Below are 21,628 nucleotides of genomic sequence, written 5' to 3'. Positions count from 1 at the left end.
ATAAGCGTCATTCCAAACTTGATTTGGAATCTCACCTTGTTTGTTTAAAAAGCCCCGCTTGCGCGGGGCTTTATGCATATGTTATGCGGATGAACTTGAATTAAAATTTACATTTTAATTCTGCGGGTTACATTCTCTTTTTTGAAACACTCAATCACGTCGCCTTCCATGACGCCTTTGAATCCTTCTACCAAGATACCGCACTCGTATCCTTTTTCTACTTCTTTTACGTCGTCTTTGAAGCGTTTTAAGCCGCCTACTTTGCCGTGGCCAACTTCCTCGCCGTTGCGTTTTACGCGCACTTCATATCCGCGGTAAATGGTACCGCTGTCTACGAGCGAGCCGGAGATAATGCCGGAACTTAATTTCATTACCTTTTTAATGGTAGCTGTGCCGACGACTGTTTCCACCACATCGGGCTCTAACAAGCCCTCCATAGCGGCTTTGATATCTTCTAGCAATTCAAAGATAATGGTATATTGGCGAATTTCAATGCCTTCGCGTTCGGCTTCGGCTTGGGCTTTGTGTTCGGTATCCACGTGGAAACCGATGACAACCGCGTTAGAGGCCTTAGCCAGCAGAATATCCGATTCGTTGATGTTGCCCGGGGCGGAAAGGACAATATCCACCTCTACTTCATCCGACGGGATACGCAACAGCGCATCTTTAATCGCTTCAATAGAGCCCTGTACGTCCGCTTTTAAAATTAAGCTTAATTTTTTCACGGAGTTCGTGCCGTCTTCGCTCTTAGCTAAATTCATTAGCGACGCTTGTTTGCGGTGCGCTTGCGAATCTTCTTTTTGCGCCAATTTGCGTTTTTCGGCAGTATAACGGGCCTCTTTTTCGCTGGGCATAATATAAAGCGTGTCGCCCACTTGCGGCGGCTCGCCGTTAATACCCAAGATTTCGGCGGGTACACTGGGGCCGATTTTTTGGTAGCGTTGCGCGTTTTCGTCAATGAGCGCGCGGATACGTCCGTAGTTCGTACCGACGATAAACGGGTCGCCCACTTTCATCGTACCTTTTTGCACGAGCACGGTGGCGACTACGCCGCGTTTATTGTCGCGTTTGCTTTCCAAAATAACGCCCACACCGGGTCTATCCGGGTTGGCCTTTAACTCCATCATTTCGGCTTGCAGTGCAATCATCTCTAAAAGCTTATCAATGTTGATGTGCTTTTTAGCCGAAATTTCTACGAAAATGGTGCTCCCTTGCCACTCTTCCGGCACCAGTCCGCGGGCCGCGAGATCTTGTTTAACGCGGTCGGGGTTGGCTCCGGGCAAGTCAATTTTGTTGACGGCTACAATGATAGGAGCTTTGGCCGCTTTGGCATGTTCCATAGCTTCAATAGTTTGCGGCATGATACCGTCGGTGGCAGACACAACAAGCACTACAATATCGGTAGCTTGCGCTCCGCGTGCACGCATGGCGGTAAACGCTTCGTGACCGGGCGTATCTAAGAACGTCAGCACACCGCGCGGCGTTTTGACGCGGTACGCGCCGATATGCTGGGTGATAGCTCCCGCCTCGCCGGCTACGACGTTAGATTTTCGGATAGCGTCTAACAAGCTCGTCTTACCGTGATCCACGTGGCCCATAATCGTAATGACCGGACTGCGCGGTTTAAGGTCGGCCGGGTCATCTTCCGTTTCCATGGCGGCAACGGCTTCTTTGGTTAAGTCTTCTTCAGCCATTTCCGCTTTGAAACCGCATTCGTCCACGATTAACTCAATCATGTCTTTTTCCAACCGTTGGTTGATGGTGGCAAAAATCCCCATCATCATCAGTTTTTTAATGAAATCGTTTGTTTTGATGTTGAGCTTTTCCGCCAACTCTTTTACCGTAGGTTGCCCGACGATACGAACGATTTTATCGTCTTTTTTGGGCATTTCTTGCTGTTGCGGTTTGATGTGTCCGTGGCGGTCTACGTTGGCCGGATGTTGCGGCTTGGGCTGTTGCACGGGCGTAGGTTTGGGCTCTGCCGGTTTTTGCGCGAAAGGTTGTGATTTAGGAGCGACAACGGGCGCAGGTTTAGGCGCGGATACGGGCTTGGGCGCCGGAGCCGTTGCAGGAGCCGGCTTAGGCGCAACAGGGGCCGGCTTGGGTGCAACTGCGGCGGGCTGTGCAACGGGTTTGGGTTGCACGGGGGCCGGAGCCGGTTTTACTTCCGGCTTAGCCGCTTTTACAGTTTTCTTCGCTACCGGTTTTTCGGCCGTCTTTTTAGTGGCCGTTTTTTTAACAGCCGTCTTTTTAGCGGTTGTTTTTTTAGCCGCTGGTTTCTCTGCCGTTTTTTTGGCGGCAGTTTTCTTGGCGGTTGTTTTTTTAGCCGGGGCCGTTTTCTTTTTGGGAGCGGCTTCGTCCTCTTTATTGGTTGTCTTTTTGGTCGTCATGCGCGTCTCCCTCTTGGGCCGGTTCTATGTCAGATTGTTCGGCTTTAGCAGCTTTGGCTGCGGCTTTCTTGGTCGCTTTTTCGGCGGCTTTTTTGGCTTTTTGCGCTTCTTTTTCCGCGACGCGGGCGGCTTGTTCGGCCGTCGCTTGGGCGCGGACTTCTTCTTTAAGTTCTCTGTCGGCTAAGAATTTTTTAGCACCTTCAATAATTTTCTCAGCTGTTTTTTCGCCGATACCTTGTACGGCAGATAAGTGTTCTGCCGTAGCGGTGGCTAATTGTTCCACATTGCTAAAGCCGGCTTTTTGCAACACTTCCGCGAGCGCCGGTCCGACGCCCTCAATGTTGACAAACAGACGTTGTAAATTTTCAACGGCTACTTGCTCCGAGCGGGCTTTTTGTGTTTCACTCTTGACGGTAATGTCCCAACCGGTTAAGCGGCTGGCGAGCTTGATATTTTGCCAATCTTTACCGATTGCAATGGCTAATTGATCATCAGGTACGACGATAGTAGCTTTCTTTTCGGTAGCACTGGTGATTTTGACATAATCGGCCTTGGCGGGTGAAATGGAATTCATCAGCACGGTAGAAATATCATTGGAGTAACCGATTAAATCAATACGTTCGCCGGAAAGTTCGTTCATGACCGCGCGGATACGGATACCGCGCATCCCCACGCATGTACCGATAGGGTCAATTTTGCTGTCAATACTGGACACCATGACTTTGGCGTGGAAACCCGGGTCCCGTTCTACTTTTTTAATTTCCACAATGCCTTCTTCAATTTCCGGAACTTCTACTTTAAACAGTTCTTCTAAAAATTTGCCGTTGGCGCGTGACAAGATCACATACGGCCCGCGTTGGCCTTTGTCTAAACGAAACGCGGCAGATTTATAGCGGCCCAAGGTAGGGTCGTCGTTGATTTCGGCTAAATCGGCCGGGCTGAGCACTTTGGCAATCACGGCTTTAATGCGCGATCCGGTGGAGTAGCGTTCTTTGTGGATCTGTTCGCAGTAGGGGAAAATCGCTTCAATTTTGCCCAAGTCCACGATGATATCCCTATCGGAAAAACGGCGTACCGAGCCGGTAATCACTTCGCCTTCGCGCGGTTTATATTCTTTGTAAAAATTGTCCCGTTCAATGCTGCGTACTTTTTGGATGAGCACTTGTTTAGCAATTTGAGCGGCGATGCGGGAAAAGTCTTTTACTTCCAGCGTAATGGTTACGGTGTCGCCCACTTTGGGATTTTTAAGATGTGCTTTTGCATCTTCTACGCTGATATCCGTTTCCGGGTTGCCCACTTTTTCCACTACATTTAACAGTTGAAAAGCTTTGATAGAGCCGGTTTCTACGTCAATTTTGGCACTGATTTGGGCGGTTTTACCCAAGTTTTTGCGAAGTGCGGATACGAGGGCATCTTCAATGGTTTTTAAGATGTCTTCGCGTTTAATATTTTTTTCTCTTTCAAGCCCCTCTAAAGCGAGGAGTAAGTCTTTAGCTGATCCTTCCATGTTATTTGTTCTCCTTGTGTGTTAAAATTCTAAAACAGGGTCCAAATTGGCTTTTTTGATGTTGTCATAGGCAAACGTATATTGGTTGGTGCCGTCGTCTAAGACAAAGCCGTTGTCATCGGCTGACGCGATAACGCCGGTAAAAAATCCGCGACCTTCCAAAGGCACTTTAAGTACAATTTTTACGCGTTGAGTAATGAATTGTTTGAAATGCGCGGGCTTTTTAAGTACGCGTTGTACGCCGGGGGAAGAAACTTCCAAAATGTAAGCTCCTTCAATCAAATTTTCCATTTCCAAAATGGCGTCTATTTTGTCGGTCAGTTCGCCGCAGTCGTCCAGCGTAACGCCGCCGACTTTATCTACAAAGAATTGGAGCAATTTTTTCTTGCCTTGGTTTTGAATCACCAGATCCACCAATTCAACATGCTCGCTCTCTAATGCCTTTGCAACGGTTTGTTCAATCGTTTTAGGGTCTCTCATGTTAACTCCTTTTGAGCCGTATTAACGAAAGAGCGACTTGCTGTCAAGTCGCTCTTACTATATATATAGTAACATTTGGGGCAAAAGATGTCAATATTCTAATCATTTTTTGGGCTTGCCGGGGGGAAACAGGTTGGCTACAATGGAAAAGCTGTAATTTTTATTCAGGGGGAGAAAACATGAAGAAAATTCATATTGCTGTACTGGCTATTGTTATGTTACTCATGGTCAGTTTAGTTTTTGCCCAACAAGGGCAAGAGACGTTGGTAGTCGGTGAAGTAGCCGCTGCCAATACGCCCGGCGGCGTTGTAGTACAGGGCGAACAAGTAGCTGTTACCGTGCCGATGCAAGGGCATCAGCACGCGCATCCATCTGCACGCAAGCCGGCGGTACACCACGTGCAAGCTGTCAACCAACAAGCGGCCGGGGCCAAGGCAACGCAAGTACAAAACGCGGCGTCGTTAAAAAAGGGCGAGCCCAAATTAAAAGTAGATACTACCACGACCCAGACCGATCATTACAATGTCAGTGTGACGAATAAAAAAGGCACGACCGACTACGGCATGGTGGAGCAAACCGTTACCAATCCGCAAGGGAAACAGACCACGGACGGCGTGATTTATAGCTCCTACCAGCCCAGCAAAGCCGCCCGGGCCAATGCCAACAAGATGGAACTGTCTTTGGCGGGGGGAACGGTGTTTGCCTATAATAAAGACAATCAAAACGACCGCTATGGCTCTATGGGTTTGGCGGCCAGTATGACTGCTTTGTACGATGTGAACGATTATTTGGCATTTGGGTTAGATTATACGATGCTTCACCCGAGTGCGAAAACACATGGCGACGGGGCCAACGAACGCCGCTATCACGGTATGTACGCGCACGATATTTCATTAGCGGGCAAATTAACCATCAATCCGTGGGATAATTTCCAAATCTATTCGCCGATGGGTATCGGTATGATGAACGCGCGTATGAAAACCCGTATGAACGGTGTAAGCGATAACCATGATAAATGGGGAGCTGCATTTTACATCGGGGCGGGTATGCAGTACGACATTACAAGCTCGCTGTTTGCCGGGTTAGAATATCGTTATACCTATGGGTTTATTAGCGATAAAGATTTAACGCCCTTGCACAAAGACCGCAACGTACAATATCACTCCTTGTTACTGCGTGTAGGTATGCGGTTTTGATGCGTGTGTTCACATCATAACCCGGGGTCTGCTAAGCAGGCCCCTTTTTTCGTGTAAAAAAAGCTTGCACAAGCAGAGCGTTTTTTGCTAAATTCTGCTTAGCAGTACATTCTACGCATTTTTACGGGTGATATATGAAAACAAATTATGTACGTGGTTCTGCTGTGCTGTTAAACATTATTACGGTTTTGTTGTTGCTATTGTTTGCTTGGGTGGTGGGCTATCCGAAATACGAACAAGCAAAATTAAAAAAGAATTTTAAGGCGGCTATTGACGCCGGAGAAGTGTTGTACAATGCTGCGCAGACTTTCTACATTGAAAAACATATATGGCCGGCGGCTGTTTCCGATTTGCGCACTAATTTAGATGCCAAACGGATTTCCGATTGGGAAATTGCCAATAAAAATTTTTCGTGTGAACTATCGTACGGACAAGGAATGCGTAACAAAAACGATATTCGCTGTTCGCCGATCGGCAAATATGCCAGTGCCTTGCATTACCAAATTGTGCTATCCGGTAATACGTTGCACAAACGTTTTTGCCAAGCAATAAAAACCAACCAGAAAGCCAACGATATGTGCAAAGCTATCGGCGGGACGTTCTCACACAACATGGCCGGGGACGGTACAACCATTTCTGTTTACGTAGTGAATAAATAGTAATTATTTTATTTTCCCTGAGATTTTTTCTTGGGGAAAAATTATGTCTGAAAAAGGAGAAAAGATGAAAAAATTAGTTATATTTATTTTGATGTTAGCGGTCAGTTTGCCGGTGTTGGCTCGCGAGGATAAAAAACATAATTTTGAACTTGCCTACGAATATTCCGACTACGGCTACCGCGAGCCGCATATGGACTATCCGATTCACAACACGGCCACCAAGCAAGGTTTTAGTGTGATGTATATGCGCCAAAGTTTAAAATCGGCCGATGTGGATGCGGACGACCCGACATTTGGTGTGTTGGAGTTTCGTTACATGAACGGTGATGCCGATTACGACGGCTACTTGCAAGACGGTACGCCGTTTAAAACAACCGGCGATAAAGATTATTACATGGAAGCCGCCCTTAAACTGGGTCAGTATTACCGCTTAGGTAGCGACGTCGTACGTGTGTGGCCGTATATGGGGATTGGTTGGCGGTCCCTGCGTAACGGGGAGGACGGTTTAAAAGATTACGGCGGTGTGGTGGGATATAGCTATCAACGTACGTCCACGTATATATATGTGCCGTTAGGGTTAAATTTGACGTTTGAAATGGGCAGTTCGTCGCGCTTTACCGTCAACGGGCAGTTTGATTGGTTGATTCACGGTAACCAAAACAGCCACGTGGACGATACATGGAATGTGGGCTCTGTTTCCAATAAACAAGACAAAGGTTTCGGGTTGCGCGTAAGCGGTAAACTGGAAACCGATTTGGGTGGAATCGGTATTTTTGTGGAGCCGTTCTATCGGTATTGGAAAATTCAAAATTCTGACAAAGTAACCTACTACGAATATAACCCCGGTACCAGTACATGGTACGAAGGCCAGATGTGGGAGCCGTTTAACATTACGCGCGAATATGGTATCCGCGCCGGTATTACGTTTTAGTTGTTTATTATTTTTGCAGAATCTTCTATAAGCACGTACACGCCCCTAGGACGTCATCCTGAATTTAATTCAGGATCTCGTAGTGTCCTAGGGGCGTGTGTCGTGTTTCCGTGAAACAATTTTTTACGTTTGGGTAATTTTGCGGTCTCGCGGCCTTAATATGTCTGCCCCCGGCAAGACCAACGAAAGTACCGTCAATGAAATTCCCTATTGCTAAAATATCGCATTAAATGCAAACAGAGGTTTTAGGCCTCACGCCTGGGCCCGGCAAGGGCCTTGACATCGTTTTTTTTTTTGCTACATTTTATTTGTTGGTAAAAGTTATCAAAGGAGAATAACATGAAAAACAAACAAGCATTTACGCTTATTGAACTTTTAGTGGTTGTACTCATCATTGGTATTTTGGCGGCGGTGGCCGTACCGCAATACCAAAAAGCGGTAGAAAAAGCGCGTCTTACTGAGGCCATGACGTTCGTGCGAGCCATTGCAAATGCCAATCAGGTCCATTATATGGCCACAGGCGAATACGCGGATATCCAACAAATAGATTTATTAGATGTAGAAGTCCCGGGAGAAAAAATATCATCCGGTTGGTTGCAAGGACGTATAAAAACAAAATATTTTGTTTATTCGCCCAATGGAGATAGCGACGTGGCACTAGCCATAGCTCAGCGCCTTTTCAATGGCAAGGTGACAGGTGATGTTTATTATTTAAAAATAAGTAGAAATGAACCGCAACGCATAAGGTGCACCTATTATCCCACAGGTACAGCAACAACTATACAACGCAAATTATGCGAGCAGGTAGACGCGAACGGTACATTATAAATTTATCCCATTAAAAAAGCCCCCATGTTTTGCGGGGGCTTTTTTACTATCGTTTTATTTCGCAAGTTCAATTAGCTTGTTGGCCGCGTCTTCTAATTTCCACCGTACGGCGTCTTTTTCGCGGCGGTTTTTATATTCGCACTCGCCGTCTTTGACGGTGCGGGAACTGACCACCAGACGGTGCGGCAGACCGATTAAGTCCATATCCTTAAATTTCACGCCGGGGCGTTCATCGCGGTCATCCACCAAAACCGACAAACCCGCGCTTTCCAACTGCGCGCAAATTTCGTCGGTATGTTTTTTAACATCCGGGTTAGAGTCGTAATCAATGGATACGAGTGCTACATCAAACGGAGCCAATGGCGCGGGCCAAATAATGCCGTTGTCGTCGTGGCTTTGCTCAATAGCGGCGGCCACCACGCGGGAAATACCAATGCCGTAGCAACCCATAATCATGGGCTGAGCTTTTTGGGTTTCGTCTAGGAAAGTAGCGTGCATGGCGGCAGAATATTTGGTGCCGAGTTTAAACACGTGGCCCGTTTCAATGCCGCGTTTAAATGTAAAAGCCGCGCCGCATTTGGCGCATTTATCGCCCGCGGAGGCCATTTTTAAGTCGGCATATTGGTCTACTTGAATATCGCGCTTCGGGGTAACGTTAACGGCGTGGACGTCTTTTTCGTTCCCGCCGGCTACACCGTTTACGATATTTTTAACATAATTATCGGCATAGATTTTGACGTTCGGGTTTTTGACTTTAAGCCCTTGTGCGCCCGCAAAGCCGACGGGCGAGCCGGTTACTTGCATGTAAACTTCTTCGCTGGCTTTTTCAAGCTCGTTGCATTTTAGTAATGCTTTAAATTTAAATTCGTTTAACTCATGGTCGCCGCGGACAAGCGCGATAACCGGCGTGCCGTCAGCGGTAAAAACCAATAGTTTAATCAGTTTATCGGTGGCTACATTAAGTAAGTGGGCTACATCTTCCACGCTGTGGGCGTTGGGCGTATCGCGTTTTTCCATGGGTTTTAAGTCGGCTTCGTTTATTTGCACGTCGGCGGGCGGCATAATTTCCGCTTTTTCGGTGTTGGCCGCGTAGCCGCACGCGGGGCAGTTGGCAATCGTATCTTCGCCGGTGTCGGCCAAGACCATAAACTCGTGTGAAAAATTACCGCCGATAGAGCCGGTATCGGCTTCCACCGCGGCAAATTCAAAACCGCAACGCGTGAAAATGCGTTGGTATGCGTCGTACATTTTTTTATACCAATTAGAGGCATCTTCGTCGGTGGCGGCAAAAGAATAAGCATCTTTCATATAAAATTCGCGCGCGCGCATCACGCCAAAGCGGGGGCGAATTTCATCACGGAATTTGGTGCCGAATTGATATAAGCAAACAGGGAGTTGTTTATGAGAAGAAACGTCTTTGCGCACCAAATCGGTAATGACTTCTTCGGCGGTAGGCGCAATACAAAACTCGGCTTTTTTGCGGTCCTCAAAGCGCAAGAGTTCCTTGCCGTAAAACGTCCAACGGCCGCTTTCTTCCCACAGTTCCTTGGGTTGCACTACGGGGAGCCATACTTCGCACGCGCCGGCTTTATCCATTTCTTCGCGCACGATGTTTTCCACTTTTTTTAGAACGCGTAACCCAAGCGGCAACCATTCGTATAAGCCGCTGGCGAGTTTGCGAATCAGCCCCGCGCGGATCATCAGTTTGGCGGATAACGTATCAGCGTCTTTCGGCGCTTCTTTTAGTGTAGGAATATAATAGTTTGATAGTTTCATAATTTGTCCTTATTTTTTCCAAGTTTTAATTTTACCAATTAAAAAATCTACCCATTTTTCTTGGGGGAGCTTGAACATGGTTTGTCCGTGTTCAAAGTAAAGGCCTTCGCCTTTGCCGCCGGCGATACCAAAGTCGGCATCGCGCGCTTCGCCGGGGCCGTTTACAATGCACCCCATGACAGCAATTTTTAGCCCGGTAGCTTTTTGGCGCAACGCGCTATCGTTATAAATCTTTTCTTCCAGTGCGTGCACCGTGCCCGTTACATCTACTTGCGTGCGTCCGCACGTCGGGCAGGAAATCAAATTCGGCCCATATTCACGCAGATTTAAGGCCTTTAAAATTTCATACGCCGTGCGTACTTGCAAACGCGGGTCCTCGGTGAGAGAAACGCGAATTGTCGCGCCGATACCTTTTTGGAGTAGTGTGCCCAGTGCGACGGAACTTTTAACCGTGCCGCTTAAAAAACTGCCCGCTTCGGTCAGCCCTATGTGCAAGGGGATATCGCTTTGTTTGGCAAACAGTTCGTTAGCCAACACGGTGCGTTTAAAATTATCCGATTTTAAGGAAACGACTACATTTTTAAAGTTTAATTGCTCTAAAATGTTGGCTTGTTCTAGGGCCTCACTAACCATAACTTCGGCCCATTTATCGTCGGAAAGCTCCATGCGGCCTTGCACTTGTTTTAGGTATTTTACGCTTCCCGCGTTGACACCGATGCGAATAGCAACGCCTTTATCGGCCGCGGCGCGCACGACTTCTTTTGTGTTTTCAATAGCCCCGATATTGCCGGGGTTAATGCGTACCTTATCTACGCCCTGTTTGATAGCTTCTAAGGCGAGTTTATAGTCAAAATGAATGTCCGCCACGAGGGGGGAGTGGATACGCTTTTTAATTTCGCCAATTTGTTTAGCGGCGTCCATATCCGGCACGGCCACGCGATTGATTTCGCAACCCGCTTCTTCCAACGCACAAATTTGCGCGGCGGTTTGTTCGGCGTTATGCGTGTCGGTATTGCACATACTTTGCACGCGCACCGGATGGCCGGTGCCTAAGGTGTAAGGGCCCACAATTACTTCTCTAGTCTTGTACATTTGTTACCTCGGCAGAAGATGTTTTTTCCTCCGTTTGCACAACGGCGGCGGGGGATTTAAAGAAAATGCGTTTAATATCCGAATAAGACGCATATACAACCAGTAAAATCAGTAAATACAGCCCGCAATTAACGGCGATATTCAGCGTTTTTTCCGTCGGAAGTTTGTGTGTAAGCCCTTCCCATAAATAGACAAGTGCGTAGCCGCCGTCTAATATCGGAATCGGAAACAAGTTAAACATACCGACGGCCACGGACAGCAAGGCAATTAAAAACACAAAATCTACTAAACTGCGGTGTGCGGCTTTGTGAATTACGTTTACAATGCCAATCGGTCCGGCGAGTTCGGGTGCTTTTTTCTGTTGGAAACTTTTGGCTAGTGAAGAAAGCGACAACGCCGTCCAATAATAACATTGGTACGCACCCAGCCCGAGTGCTTGCCACCACGATACCACACGGTACGTGGGTTGTACGGTTATGCCCAACACGGTGGGTTTATCGGCGTTAAAATCGTCCGCTTTGATACGGGCCGTCAGCGTTTCGCCGCCGCGGGTATACGTAAGTTTTAAATCGCCTTGGCGGTTGGTAAGGGCATCCGTTAATTCTTTCCAGTTAGTTACGGCCGTATCATTGACGCGGGTAATTTCGTCCCCGGTTTGTAAAACTTTTTCAGCCGGATATCCTTCCACCACCTCGCCGACGGTAGTAGCCAAACGGACGGGGTCGGTTTCCGGTACACCTTTAAAATACGCAAGTGCGGAAAAAATAACTGCAGCTAACAGATAATTAAAGAGGGCACCGTTAATCACCATAAAAAATTTGGCGTACCATTTTTTGGCGGCAAATTCGTAAGGTTTGGGTGGCTCTTTGGCTCCCTCGGGGTGGAACATAGGGCCGGCGGGCTCTACAAAGCCGCCAAAGGGAATTGCGCGGATTTGATAGTCGGTATCGCCCGATTTTTTATGCCACAAAATTTTACCAAACCCAAACGAAAATTCGTTCACGCGGATACCCGTTAGACGGCATGCCAAAAAGTGCCCAAACTCGTGCACGATGACAATGGGGCTTAATACAACCAGAACAGCTAAAACGGAAAGTAACATAATTTCTCCTAGATAATTGCTTTGCGATAGCTCTTGTTTTGCAAGACTTCTTGCGCTTTTTCGCGGGCCCAGCGGTCGGCCTCCAATGCTTGGTTAAGCGTAGCGTGGCCGGGCGTTTGCGGGGCCGCTTTAAGGACGGTATAAACCAGTTTGGCAATTTCCGTGAATTTGATTTTTCTGTTTAAGAAAGCGTCAACGGCAATTTCGTCTGCCGCGCTTAGCACCGCCGGAAAAATGCCCCCTTGCCGGGAAGCAGCTAACGCCAACTCTAAACAAGGAAAGCGGTTAAAATCGGGTGCAAAAAATTCCAGTTTGGCGGCTTCAAATAAATTTAATTTTTTGACCGGCCCGGGCATGTGTTTCGGGTACGTAATGGCGTATTGGATCGGCACACGCATATCGGGCTCACCCAGTTGCGCCAAAATTGCTCCGTCGTGAAATTCCACTGCCGAGTGAATAATAGATTGCGGATGAATGACAATTTGCACTTTTTGCTCGGGCAAGTTAAATAAATTCATAATCTCAATAGATTCAAACCCTTTGTTCATTAACGTAGCCGAATCAATGGTAATTTTTTTACCCATTTTCCAACGCGGATGATTTAATGCTTCTTCGGGCGTAACGGTGGAAAGCGCACCCTTGCGCTTCGCAAACGGGCCGCCGGATGCGGTTAAAAATATGCGGGAAATATCTTGCGAAATCGTATTATACGTGTGTTCGTTAGCCATACCCGCCAGACATTGGAAAATAGCCGACGGCTCGCTGTCAACGGGCAAAATAGCCCCTTTCCACCGCTCGCACTCTTGCATTAAAGTTTTACCGGCCATGACCATGGGCTCTTTGTTGGCTAAGGCCACCGTTTTGCCTGCTTTAATAGCGGCTACGAGCGGCTGAAACCCAACCGCACCGACGACCCCGTTAATGATAAGGTCCGCGCTGGGGAGTGAGGCCATAAAGCATAAACTGTCAATTTCCGGCGGCAACAAACGTGTGCCGGCGGGGATTTGGTCTTTGATTTTTTCGTAAGCGGCAGGATTCATGACCGCGGCAAAGCGCGGTTTAAATTGGTGTAGTTGCTTTAAAAACAACTCAGCATTGCTGTTAGCCGATAAGGCAATCACCCGGTAGGCGGGGCCTAAGCGGTCAATAACGTCTAAAGACGACGTGCCGATTGATCCGGTGGAACCTAAAATGACAATCTGTTTCATATCGTATAAAGTACCACGTAGTAAAATAACGGAGCGAGTAATAAATAAGAGTCAAAGCGGTCCAAAAAGCCGCCGTGGCCGGGCAGTAAGTTGGAAGAATCTTTGACACCCGCCGAGCGTTTGAGTACCGATTCAGCCAAATCAGACACTTGCCCGACTACCGCTACCAGTAACCCTAAACCCAAAGCGGCTTTGACGGAAAAACACGTCGGTAAGAATAAGTGTTGCATGAGTGCGGCGGCCCCGACGGCCAGTAACGTGCCGCCCACCGCGCCTTCCCACGTCTTTTTGGGGCTGACTTCGGGGTTTAATTTGTGGCGTCCGAAAAAGCGGCCCGAGAAATAGGCCCCCGTATCCGATACCCAAATAGTTACCATCATAAAAAGCGTTAAATATTCGCCGTACGTGGGGATATCGCGCAAGTTAATTAAATGCGCCAGTGACCACGGAATCATAAAAATACCCGTAAAGGTATTGCACACGCGTTCCCACGAGCGTTTGGGCGTTAATACTTCTACTAAAAGTACGCCGCAGATAACTACGCTAATTGCAAAAGGATATAAGTTATCGGGCAGTTCGCTTTTGAGCGGAGTGCGGCCCAAAATAGCTACCGCCGCCATTAGCAGCCCAAAGAGGATCAAGCTAATTGTATGAATCGGCTTTTTGCCTAACGTGAGCACTAAGCTATATTCGTATAAGCAAAGCAAGATTACACAGCCCACAAAAACCATGTAAACGATACCGCCAAAATGAATAGCGGCTAAAATAACGGGAAGGCCGATAACGGCCGTTAAAATTCTGGGTAATAGCATATATTTATTTTACTAAATTTCCGTACGCGCGTGCAGGCGCGGGGGAGTTTAGCGGCGGGTGGAAATAAGAGCTTTGATTTTGGGGGAGTTAAGCTCCCACCGGGCGTTATGAGCAACCCAACGGGCGGCTTTGTTATCTTCGTATAAATCTAGGATATCATCCACACAGGCAAGCGCAAAAGGCGTTAAACGCGGGTTTTTCTTGCCGATATTTCGCAAGGCCCAGTTGACGGCTTTGTGGACCATGGGGCGTGGGTCGGCCGCGTGAATTTTGATAAGCGGCATAAACGGCAACAATGCGTTATCGGGCGTTTTGGCGCGCGGCATGGCTAAACAGGCCAGGGTAGCAAACCCGGCACGGCGGACAAATTCTTCTTCGTTTTTCATCCACCGTTCAATAAGCGGGAGCGGATTTTTGAGTTTGCAAAATAAATTGCCCGCGCACGCATCGCAAATATCCCACGAGTTTAAATCGTGCACCCACGTTTTAAGGGTGGTGGCGGAAATACGGGCCGGGTCTGATAAAATAGAGGCCAAAATGCGTGCTTCGTGCACGTTGGTTTGCCACAGCGTTTCGGCTAATTGTTGGTTGGGGTGAGGGATTTTTTTAGCCAGTTCGCGCAGTTGTGTAACCGGCGTACCGACGGCAAATTCTGTATTTATTCCAAAACGCTCGCTCATTTGTTTTTTAAAGCGGGGGGAAGAAAGGCGTTTGATTTGCGCTACAATTTCTTGGGCTTGTTTTGCTACATCGTTCATATTAAATACCCCCAAAACGGCGGGTGCGCGAGGCATACGCGGCGAGTGCTTTTTCAAATTCTTGCTCGTTAAAATCGGGCCAGAGAACAGGCGTAAAATAAAACTCGCTGTACGCGGCTTGCCAAAGTAAAAAGTTAGAAAGACGTTCTTCGCCCGACGTGCGGATGATCAGTTCCGGGTCCGGCAAATCGGGGTGATAGAAATAGCGGCGTAAGGTTTCCGGTGTAACATTTTTTTCTCCGGCGGCGAGTGCACTATTTACCGCGTGCGCAATTTCTTGGCGCGCACCGTAGTTTAGCGCGAGATTAACCGTCAGCCCCGTGTTGTGCGCGGTTGTTTTAACGGCCTCATCAATTTGGGCAAGTAACGCGGGCGGGAGCGGCTCGCGCTCGCCGCTGACCCACAGACGGATATTTTCTTTAACTGCGGTCTTGGTATAATCGCGCAAGGTTTGGGAAAGTAGTTTCATCAGCCCGTCAATTTCTTCTTGCGGGCGCGACCAATTTTCAGAAGAAAAAGCGTACAACGTTAAAAAAGAAATATGATTTTTTTGCGCGGCTTTTATCGTGCGTTCCACGGCTTTGGCCCCGGCGTTGTGCCCGGCTAAACGCGGCAAATGGCGGCTTTTGGCCCAGCGGCCATTTCCGTCCATAATAATCGCGATATGTGTGGGAAGTGCACTTGTCATATGTATATTTTACCAATTTTGATGTCAGCTATACTTAACTTGTTCTTATCTTCTGTAAGCACGCACAAAGGCGCAACAAACGTTACGCCTTTGTGTCGTGTTCCCGTGAAACAATTTTCCACATTTGGCCGTCTTGCGCGTCCCTGCCCCTTGACGTAGCTGGGTTAGCAAGGAGTTCTGTTTGCCTTTGCACCGCTGGACTTTTTAGGGTAGCGCGTAAAGGACGCGGCCCGCAGGGTTTAGCCGTTTTTGCTATCCGGCGTTGTTAAAAAAGCTCGTCTATGATTACATAGACTTCACTTTTTTGCCTAGCCGTCCTACGCAAAAACGGCTAAACGCAATAGAGCAAATAGAATTCCTTGCTAACCCAAACGCCTATACGGGGCACTAGCCCGCGCAATACGGCTCAAATCTAAAAAATCATCAAAACTTCTACGATGTTATTCTTTGGGATGCGGGCCGTAAGAGCTTTGGTTTTTTGATTTCTCGTCGGTAAAAAATTGCCTATTGACATCGTTTTTTTTTTTGCTACATTTTGTTTGTTGCTAAAAACTATTAAAGGAGAATAATATGAAAAACAAACAAGCATTTACGCTGATTGAACTTTTAGTGGTTGTGTTAATCATTGGCATACTGGCGGCGGTAGCGTTGCCGCAATATCAAAAGGCGGTAATTAAAAGCCGGTATGCTACATTAAAGAGTCTCACTAAAAGCATGGCTGATGCGGAAGAAGTATATTATTTAGCTAACGGAGAATATACCAAAGATTTGGATATATTGGGAGTCATGCCGGAAAATAAATTAAATACAAGTACGTCTAGTCAGTTTGATTATTCGTGGGGATATTGTTTTGCACATACGCCTACACCGGGTACAAATTCTGCGGCGGTAGGATGTCGTAATGCGCAACATCAAATAGGGTATGAAATTTATTTGTTATTTTCCGCGCATATACCGGGGAGAGCCCAATGTCGTGTGGAAGGGGCTAGTACGGAAAATGATATCCGCAACCAAATATGTAAGGCCGAAACGGGCATTGCAGAATATGCTGAGGCGAATAACGTCTATTGGTGGCCCTATCCGTAGAAATTTTTGATTTTTTATCCGTTACAAACGCCCTTGTTAAAGCAAGGGCGTTTGTATGTAAGGTTGCGTGGCCGGACGGCCAAGATCTAAATCGTCATAATTTCGGCTTCTTTTTTGGAAATCACGGCATCAATTTGCGCGATGTGTGCATCCGTCGCTTTTTGCACGTCGCTTTCGTAGCGTTTCAAATCGTCCTCGGTAATTTCGGACGCTTTTTGCGCTTTTTTAAGTTTTTCCATAATATCACGGCGTACGTTGCGAATCGCCACTTTAAAATCTTCGCTCATTTTGGAAATGTTTTTAGCGAGTTGTTTGCGGCGTTCTTCCGTCATGGACGGGAGCGTAATGCGGATCACTTTGCCGTTGTTAACGGGGCTGGCGCCGAGGTCGGCTTGTTGTAAGGCCTTGTCAATATCGTTAAGCGAGCTGATATCCCACGGTTGAATTTCCAAGGTTTTAGCGTCTAAAATGTTGATTACGGCCATTTGTTTAATCGGGGTCGGCGTGCCGTAGTAATCTACACGGATATTTTCCAACAGGCCCGCGCTGGCGCGGCCCGTGCGGATCGTGGACAAATCGCGTTCCAAGCGGGCGACGTGTTCGGCCATATCGGTTTTGGTTTTGCTGAGTAAAGCGGTAATTTCTTCCATAGTAACCTCGTGAAATAAAGTTAATTTATTATAGCAATTATTGTTAATTTAATGTCATGCTGAACTCGTTTCAGCATCTTTCTTATCGTTGCCCCGCTATATCCCGCATAGAAACACTGCGGGATGACGAACGGGGCAGATTATTTAATAAATCAACGTGCCGATTTCTTCGCCGCAGAGGGCTTTTTTAATGTTACCCTTTACGTGCAAGTTAAAAACTTGAATCGGTAATTGTTTTTCCATACAAAGCGCGAGTGCCGCCGTATCCATAAATTGCAAGCGTTTGGCAATCGCGTCAGCATACGTAATTTTGTGAATCAGTTTGGCACCCGGGTTTTTGCGCGGGTCGCTGTCGTACACGCCGTCAACTTGGGTGGCTTTAAGCAAAATATCCGCGTTAATTTCAGAGGCCCGGAGCGCGGCTGCGCTGTCGGTAGTAAAAAACGGGTTGCCGGTGCCGCCTGCAAAAATAACAATGCGGCCTTTTTCCAAGTGCCGCAGGGCTTTGCGGCGCACAAAGGCCTCGGCCAGTTGATAAATATTGATAGAAGTTTGCACACGGGTGGGAACGCCGGCATCTTCAATGGCAGATTGCAACGCAATGGCGTTAATGACGGTAGCGAGCATGCCCATATTGTCGGAATTAACGCGGTCAATCACGCCGCCCCCGTCGCGCACGCCGCGCCAAATGTTCCCGCCGCCGATTACAATAGTCAGTTCGCAGTTGCTATGTTTATACGCATCGGCAATTTCCACGGCGATTTCTTTTAACGATTGCGGGTTAATGCCGCGGTGGCCCTCGTTAATTAAGGCCTCGCCGGATAATTTCAACAAAACTCTTTTTTTCTTGGTGGGGGTCATAGCGTTCTCCTTAAAAATCTATTTTTACTATTGTAGCACAAAACGAGCTTTTCTTAAATCTACTTTATAAATAGACTTAAAAAAAGCCCCTCTTGCGAGGGGCTTTGAATTAGAAACGTACAAAGCGTACAACGCTCAGTTCGGCTCCTAATTTTTTAGATTCTTCCTTTAAGTAGTCCGCCACGGTTTTTTTGTTGTCTTTAATCGTGGGTTGTTCTAAAAGGCAGTTTTCTTTGGCAAACTTTTTAACTTTGCCGGGGAGCATTTTTTCAATGGCCTCAGCCGGTTTGCCTTCGTTTTGCGCTTGCGTGCGGTAGATATCCAACTCGCGGTCAATGACAGCTTGCGGGATATCTTTAGCATCTACCCAACCGCTTTGCATACCGACGGTGTGCATAGCTAAACCGCGGGCAATTTCGGTCGCGGCGGCTTTGTCGCAATTTCCTTTAATAGCCAGTTCCAAAATGGAAGCTTTTTTATTGTCCGAGTGCACATAATAGGCCATGACGGAGTTTTCCGCCGGGGTCCAGTTATAAGCACCTTTAAAGGTGGTGTTTTCGCCGAATTTCGGAGCGCGTTCGGTGATTTGGGCTTTGATGTGTTCATCGTTCATGTAGTCCAAACCCGGGTGTTCCAACACATATTGGGCAAGTTCGTCGGCCAGTTTAATAAAATCATCGGTCTTGGCCACAAAGTCGGTTTCGCAACCGAGGTAGGCCATAGCGAAGTTTTTGCCGTCGGTTTTGACGCTGACGCGGCCTTCTTTGGTATCGCGGTCGGCGCGTTTAGCCATGGCGGCTAACCCTTTTTTGCGCAAGTAAACGATGGCTTGTTCCATATCGCCTTTACATTCGGTAAGGGCTTTTTTGCAATCCATCATACCGGCGCCGGTTTTTTCTCTTAAATTTTTAATATCGTCCATGATAGACATTTTTCTTTCTCCTAAATCAACGCTAAAGTGAGGGGGAAGTTCCCGGGCGGGAACTCCCCACAGAAGCAAAACTATTTGGCTTCTTCTTTTTCCGCTTTTTTAGCCGTCGTTTTTTTGGCGGTTGTTTTTTTAGCGGCGGTCGTTTTTTTAGCTTTGGGTTTTTCTTCCTTAGCTTCCTCTTTTACTTCTTCCGCTTTTTTAGCCGTCGTTTTTTTGGCGGTTGTTTTTTTAGCGGTAGTCGTTTTTTTAGCTTTCGGTTTTTCTTCTTTTACTTCTTCTTTAACCGGTTCTTCGGCTACGGCCGGAGCTTCCTCTTTAGCGGCTTCTTTTTCTTGCGCTTCTTTCTCGGCGGCTAACATCGCGCTTTCAAACGCTTGGGCCATAACCGGGTTTTCGGCGGGTTTTTCTTCTTGTTCAGCTTTGGCCGGATTTGCTTCGGCGCGGCCTTCCAAGATAGAATCAGCCATCGCGGCGCAGAATAATTTGATAGAGCGTGCGGCGTCGTCGTTACCGGGGACGGGTACGCTGATCATATCCGGGTCGGCATTGGTATCGCACACGGCAACAACCGGGATCCCTAACGTGTAAGATTCGCGTACGGCACCGGCGGTGTCAACCGGGTCAATTACAAAAACTACGTCGGGCAATACTTTCATATCGCGGATACCGCCGAGTAATTTTTGCAAGCGCACCATTTCTTTGGTTAAGCGGCTGGCTTCTTTTTTGGAAATGGCTTTAAATACGCCGGAAGATTCCCATTTTTCAAGTTCGTTTAAGCGTTCCACCGATTTTTTAACGGTTTGGAAGTTGGTTAACGTTCCGCCGAGCCATTTTTCGTGGATGCAATAAGCACCGCAGCGGGCGGCTTCGGTTTGGATAGCTTCTTGGGCTTGTTTTTTCGTGCCGACGAACAAAAATTTAGCACCTTTTTTGCTTTCTTCTTTTACAAAAGCGCAGGCCTTTTTAAGTTCTTTGGCGGTTTTTTGTAAGTCTAAGATATGGACGCCGTTTCTTTCTCCAAAGATATAGCGGCCCATTTTCGGGTTCCAGCGGGAAGTTTGGTGACCAAAATGCACGCCGGCTTCCAGCATGGCTTTCATAGATACATTACTCATTTATTTATTCTCCTGTGGCTTACACCTAAATTAAGGTAGAGGATACCTTGGCGGTGCTTGCCTGGGTGACGTCGGAACGGCCTTTGATTTACGAACTGGTTGCGGCCTTCCGCTCAATTTCACCTGTACACATTATATATAAAAAGGAGCAATTTGTGTGAAAATGTTTTTTGCCCATAATTTACCCGTTTGGCAAAGCGACATCACAAAAAGCGTGTGGCTCTAATTAAGCGGAAGATGACTCCCCATTTGCCTGCCCCCGGCAAGGGGGTTGACATCGTTTTTTTTTTTGCTACATTTTATTTGATGATAAAAAAGGAGGTTGTATGAAAAACAAACAAGCATTTACGCTGATTGAATTGTTGGTGGTGGTGTTAATCATCGGTATATTGGCGGCGGTCGCGCTACCGCAGTACACAAAAGCAGTAGAAAAAAGCAAGGCCACGCAAGCACTTGCTCTTATCAAAACAGTTGTTCAAGCGCAAGATGCCTATCATTTGGCCAACGGAACATATGCCCAAAGTTTTGATGAATTGGCAGTAGATATTCCGTGGCAAAAACCTGACTCTTGCGAAGGTGGAAATGTAAAAGATTGCCGTGAAAATAACGATTGGCGAATTCGGTTAACATTTATTAGTGGTACAGGTGCTGCGTCTATCAGTGTGCGCAGGTTATCCGGTAAATACACGGATACAGCATTTAGTTACCGTTTAAGCGGTAGTAATAGTCGTAGATATTTGTGTATGGAACGTACGAGCAGTTACGAAGGGGAAGAGGGCAGTTATTGTAATAAACTGATGAACGGTACAAGGATCCCTTGGAGTGATGATTACCGTGCGTACGTACTGGATATGTAATTTTATTATTTGCAAAAAAACACCCCGCTCGGTGCGGGGTGTGTTACATCTAACAAACCTTTCTAAACGATTAGAAGCGGCCGTTGATGAAAATCATAGCCGGCAAATAACCGTTCTTGGCAATGTTTAACAGACCGATTTGTAAACCTTTAATGTTGTTGACGTAGTTTACAAAACCGAGTTGCACACCGGTCAAGTGGCCTTTGTTCCAGTTTACAAAACCGTATTCCACACCGATTACGTTGCCTTCATCAATGGTTACGAAACCGCTTTGTAAACCTTGCATGCTGCCTTTGTTGATGGAAACTAAGCCGCCTTGGATACCGCGCATATCTTGGCGGTTGACGGTTACTAAACCGCCTTGCAAACCGTAAACGATATCGGCGGTGTTGTAGAACCAAGCGGTTTTAATACCGCGCACTTTGTGTGCATCGTTGTAGATGAAGTCATATTGGATGCCATCTACCGTTTGGGCTTTAGACCCGATACCTAAATCAATACCCGTTACATTATGAATGTTGTTCGGTACGGCTACGGCAATATCGTCCCACAAGGACAATTTCAAAATGCCTTTATCACCCGCAAACGCCGGGGCCGTGCACAATAAAGCAACTAACAATACTGCAATTTTTTTCATGTGTTTTGTTTCTCCTTTTTAGTTTGTTGCCACACGAAAACTCATGCGGCATAAAGGTATTGT

At 47.2% G+C, this 21,628-nt stretch carries 21 protein-coding genes; 6 read left to right on the top strand and 15 right to left on the bottom strand.

Going from position 1 to position 21,628, the window contains the following annotated elements:
- Positions 1–107 precede the first annotated feature (107 nt).
- The 3 genes from infB to rimP are packed head-to-tail and all read right to left on the bottom strand — an operon-like array spanning position 108 to position 4,377.
- Positions 108–2,390, bottom strand: a complete 2,283-nt coding sequence (infB, locus tag ACQY2W_RS00420) for a translation initiation factor IF-2 (protein ID WP_428048588.1) — start codon at positions 2,388–2,390, stop codon at positions 108–110.
- Entirely contained in the window at positions 2,365–3,897 is a 1,533-nt protein-coding gene (nusA, locus tag ACQY2W_RS00415) for a transcription termination/antitermination protein NusA (RefSeq protein WP_428048586.1), read from the bottom strand. Before nusA ends, infB begins: the two co-directional genes overlap by 26 nt.
- A 21-nt stretch (positions 3,898–3,918) precedes the next feature.
- Entirely contained in the window at positions 3,919–4,377 is a 459-nt protein-coding gene (gene rimP / locus ACQY2W_RS00410; protein WP_428048584.1) for a ribosome maturation factor RimP, read from the bottom strand.
- Between the two features lie 179 nt (positions 4,378–4,556).
- Here rimP and ACQY2W_RS00405 point away from each other — a divergent pair, with 179 nt between their 5' ends.
- From ACQY2W_RS00405 to ACQY2W_RS00390, 4 genes are all read left to right on the top strand, one after another.
- Positions 4,557–5,573, top strand: a complete 1,017-nt coding sequence (locus tag ACQY2W_RS00405; protein WP_428048582.1) for an outer membrane protein — start codon at positions 4,557–4,559, stop codon at positions 5,571–5,573.
- Between the two features lie 134 nt (positions 5,574–5,707).
- Positions 5,708–6,232, top strand: a complete 525-nt coding sequence (locus tag ACQY2W_RS00400; RefSeq protein WP_428048580.1) for a hypothetical protein — start codon at positions 5,708–5,710, stop codon at positions 6,230–6,232.
- Positions 6,233–6,296: 64 nt separating this feature from the next.
- A complete protein-coding gene (locus tag ACQY2W_RS00395; RefSeq protein WP_428048578.1) occupies positions 6,297–7,163 on the top strand; it encodes a hypothetical protein in 867 nt (288 codons plus the stop codon).
- A 339-nt stretch (positions 7,164–7,502) separates the two neighbouring features.
- On the top strand, positions 7,503–7,991 hold the full coding sequence (locus ACQY2W_RS00390; protein ID WP_428048576.1) for a type IV pilin protein: 489 nt from the start codon (positions 7,503–7,505) through the stop codon (positions 7,989–7,991).
- Positions 7,992–8,045: 54 nt separating this feature from the next.
- Here ACQY2W_RS00390 and ACQY2W_RS00385 read toward each other — a convergent pair whose 3' ends face one another.
- The 7 genes from ACQY2W_RS00385 to uppS are packed head-to-tail and all read right to left on the bottom strand — an operon-like array spanning position 8,046 to position 15,428.
- Positions 8,046–9,767: a proline--tRNA ligase gene (locus tag ACQY2W_RS00385; protein ID WP_428048574.1), complete on the bottom strand. Its 1,722-nt coding sequence runs from the start codon at positions 9,765–9,767 to the stop codon at positions 8,046–8,048.
- A 9-nt stretch (positions 9,768–9,776) separates the two neighbouring features.
- Positions 9,777–10,859 carry a flavodoxin-dependent (E)-4-hydroxy-3-methylbut-2-enyl-diphosphate synthase gene (ispG, locus tag ACQY2W_RS00380; RefSeq protein WP_428048572.1) on the bottom strand — a complete coding sequence of 361 codons (1,083 nt, stop codon included), beginning with the start codon at positions 10,857–10,859 and terminating at the stop codon, positions 9,777–9,779.
- Complete coding sequence (locus ACQY2W_RS00375) at positions 10,846–11,961, bottom strand: M50 family metallopeptidase (protein WP_428048570.1); 1,116 nt, start codon at positions 11,959–11,961, stop codon at positions 10,846–10,848. The genes ispG and ACQY2W_RS00375 overlap by 14 nt, the downstream gene beginning before the upstream one ends.
- An 8-nt stretch (positions 11,962–11,969) precedes the next feature.
- The gene (gene dxr, locus ACQY2W_RS00370) at positions 11,970–13,169 is read right to left on the bottom strand and encodes a 1-deoxy-D-xylulose-5-phosphate reductoisomerase (RefSeq protein WP_428048568.1); all 1,200 of its coding nucleotides are present in this window, start codon (positions 13,167–13,169) and stop codon (positions 11,970–11,972) included.
- The gene (locus ACQY2W_RS00365; RefSeq protein ID WP_428048566.1) at positions 13,166–13,981 is read right to left on the bottom strand and encodes a phosphatidate cytidylyltransferase; all 816 of its coding nucleotides are present in this window, start codon (positions 13,979–13,981) and stop codon (positions 13,166–13,168) included. Before ACQY2W_RS00365 ends, dxr begins: the two co-directional genes overlap by 4 nt.
- A 48-nt stretch (positions 13,982–14,029) precedes the next feature.
- On the bottom strand, positions 14,030–14,740 hold the full coding sequence (locus ACQY2W_RS00360; protein WP_428048564.1) for a DNA alkylation repair protein: 711 nt from the start codon (positions 14,738–14,740) through the stop codon (positions 14,030–14,032).
- Position 14,741: 1 nt separating this feature from the next.
- Positions 14,742–15,428, bottom strand: a complete 687-nt coding sequence (gene uppS / locus ACQY2W_RS00355) for a polyprenyl diphosphate synthase (RefSeq protein ID WP_428048562.1) — start codon at positions 15,426–15,428, stop codon at positions 14,742–14,744.
- A 570-nt stretch (positions 15,429–15,998) separates the two neighbouring features.
- Between uppS and ACQY2W_RS00350 the strand changes: the two genes are divergently transcribed.
- Positions 15,999–16,514, top strand: coding sequence for a type IV pilin protein (locus ACQY2W_RS00350; protein ID WP_428048560.1), 516 nt, complete (start codon positions 15,999–16,001; stop codon positions 16,512–16,514).
- Between the two features lie 86 nt (positions 16,515–16,600).
- On the opposite strand, the gene frr is transcribed toward ACQY2W_RS00350, so the two are convergent.
- From frr to rpsB, 4 genes are all read right to left on the bottom strand, one after another.
- Entirely contained in the window at positions 16,601–17,164 is a 564-nt protein-coding gene (gene frr / locus ACQY2W_RS00345) for a ribosome recycling factor (RefSeq protein WP_428048558.1), read from the bottom strand.
- A 144-nt stretch (positions 17,165–17,308) separates the two neighbouring features.
- A complete protein-coding gene (pyrH, locus tag ACQY2W_RS00340) occupies positions 17,309–18,025 on the bottom strand; it encodes a UMP kinase (protein WP_428048556.1) in 717 nt (238 codons plus the stop codon).
- Between the two features lie 109 nt (positions 18,026–18,134).
- The gene (gene tsf, locus ACQY2W_RS00335) at positions 18,135–18,956 is read right to left on the bottom strand and encodes a translation elongation factor Ts (protein WP_428048554.1); all 822 of its coding nucleotides are present in this window, start codon (positions 18,954–18,956) and stop codon (positions 18,135–18,137) included.
- Between the two features lie 71 nt (positions 18,957–19,027).
- Positions 19,028–20,071, bottom strand: coding sequence for a 30S ribosomal protein S2 (gene rpsB / locus ACQY2W_RS00330; protein WP_428048552.1), 1,044 nt, complete (start codon positions 20,069–20,071; stop codon positions 19,028–19,030).
- Positions 20,072–20,397: 326 nt separating this feature from the next.
- Between rpsB and ACQY2W_RS00325 the strand changes: the two genes are divergently transcribed.
- Positions 20,398–20,928, top strand: coding sequence for a type IV pilin protein (locus tag ACQY2W_RS00325; RefSeq protein WP_428048550.1), 531 nt, complete (start codon positions 20,398–20,400; stop codon positions 20,926–20,928).
- 70 nt (positions 20,929–20,998) lie between these two features.
- Here the strand turns inward: ACQY2W_RS00325 and ACQY2W_RS00320 are convergent, their stop codons facing one another.
- Positions 20,999–21,565, bottom strand: coding sequence for an LA_2272 family surface repeat-containing protein (locus tag ACQY2W_RS00320; protein WP_428048548.1), 567 nt, complete (start codon positions 21,563–21,565; stop codon positions 20,999–21,001).
- Positions 21,566–21,628 lie beyond the last annotated feature (63 nt).

The organism is Candidatus Avelusimicrobium caledoniensis (assembly GCF_902756455.1).
In the GTDB taxonomy this organism is placed as follows: Bacteria; Elusimicrobiota; Elusimicrobia; order Elusimicrobiales; family Elusimicrobiaceae; genus Avelusimicrobium; species Avelusimicrobium caledoniense.
Note: the sequence above shows the minus strand (reverse complement) of the source record. Positions and strands in the feature narration are given on the sequence as shown.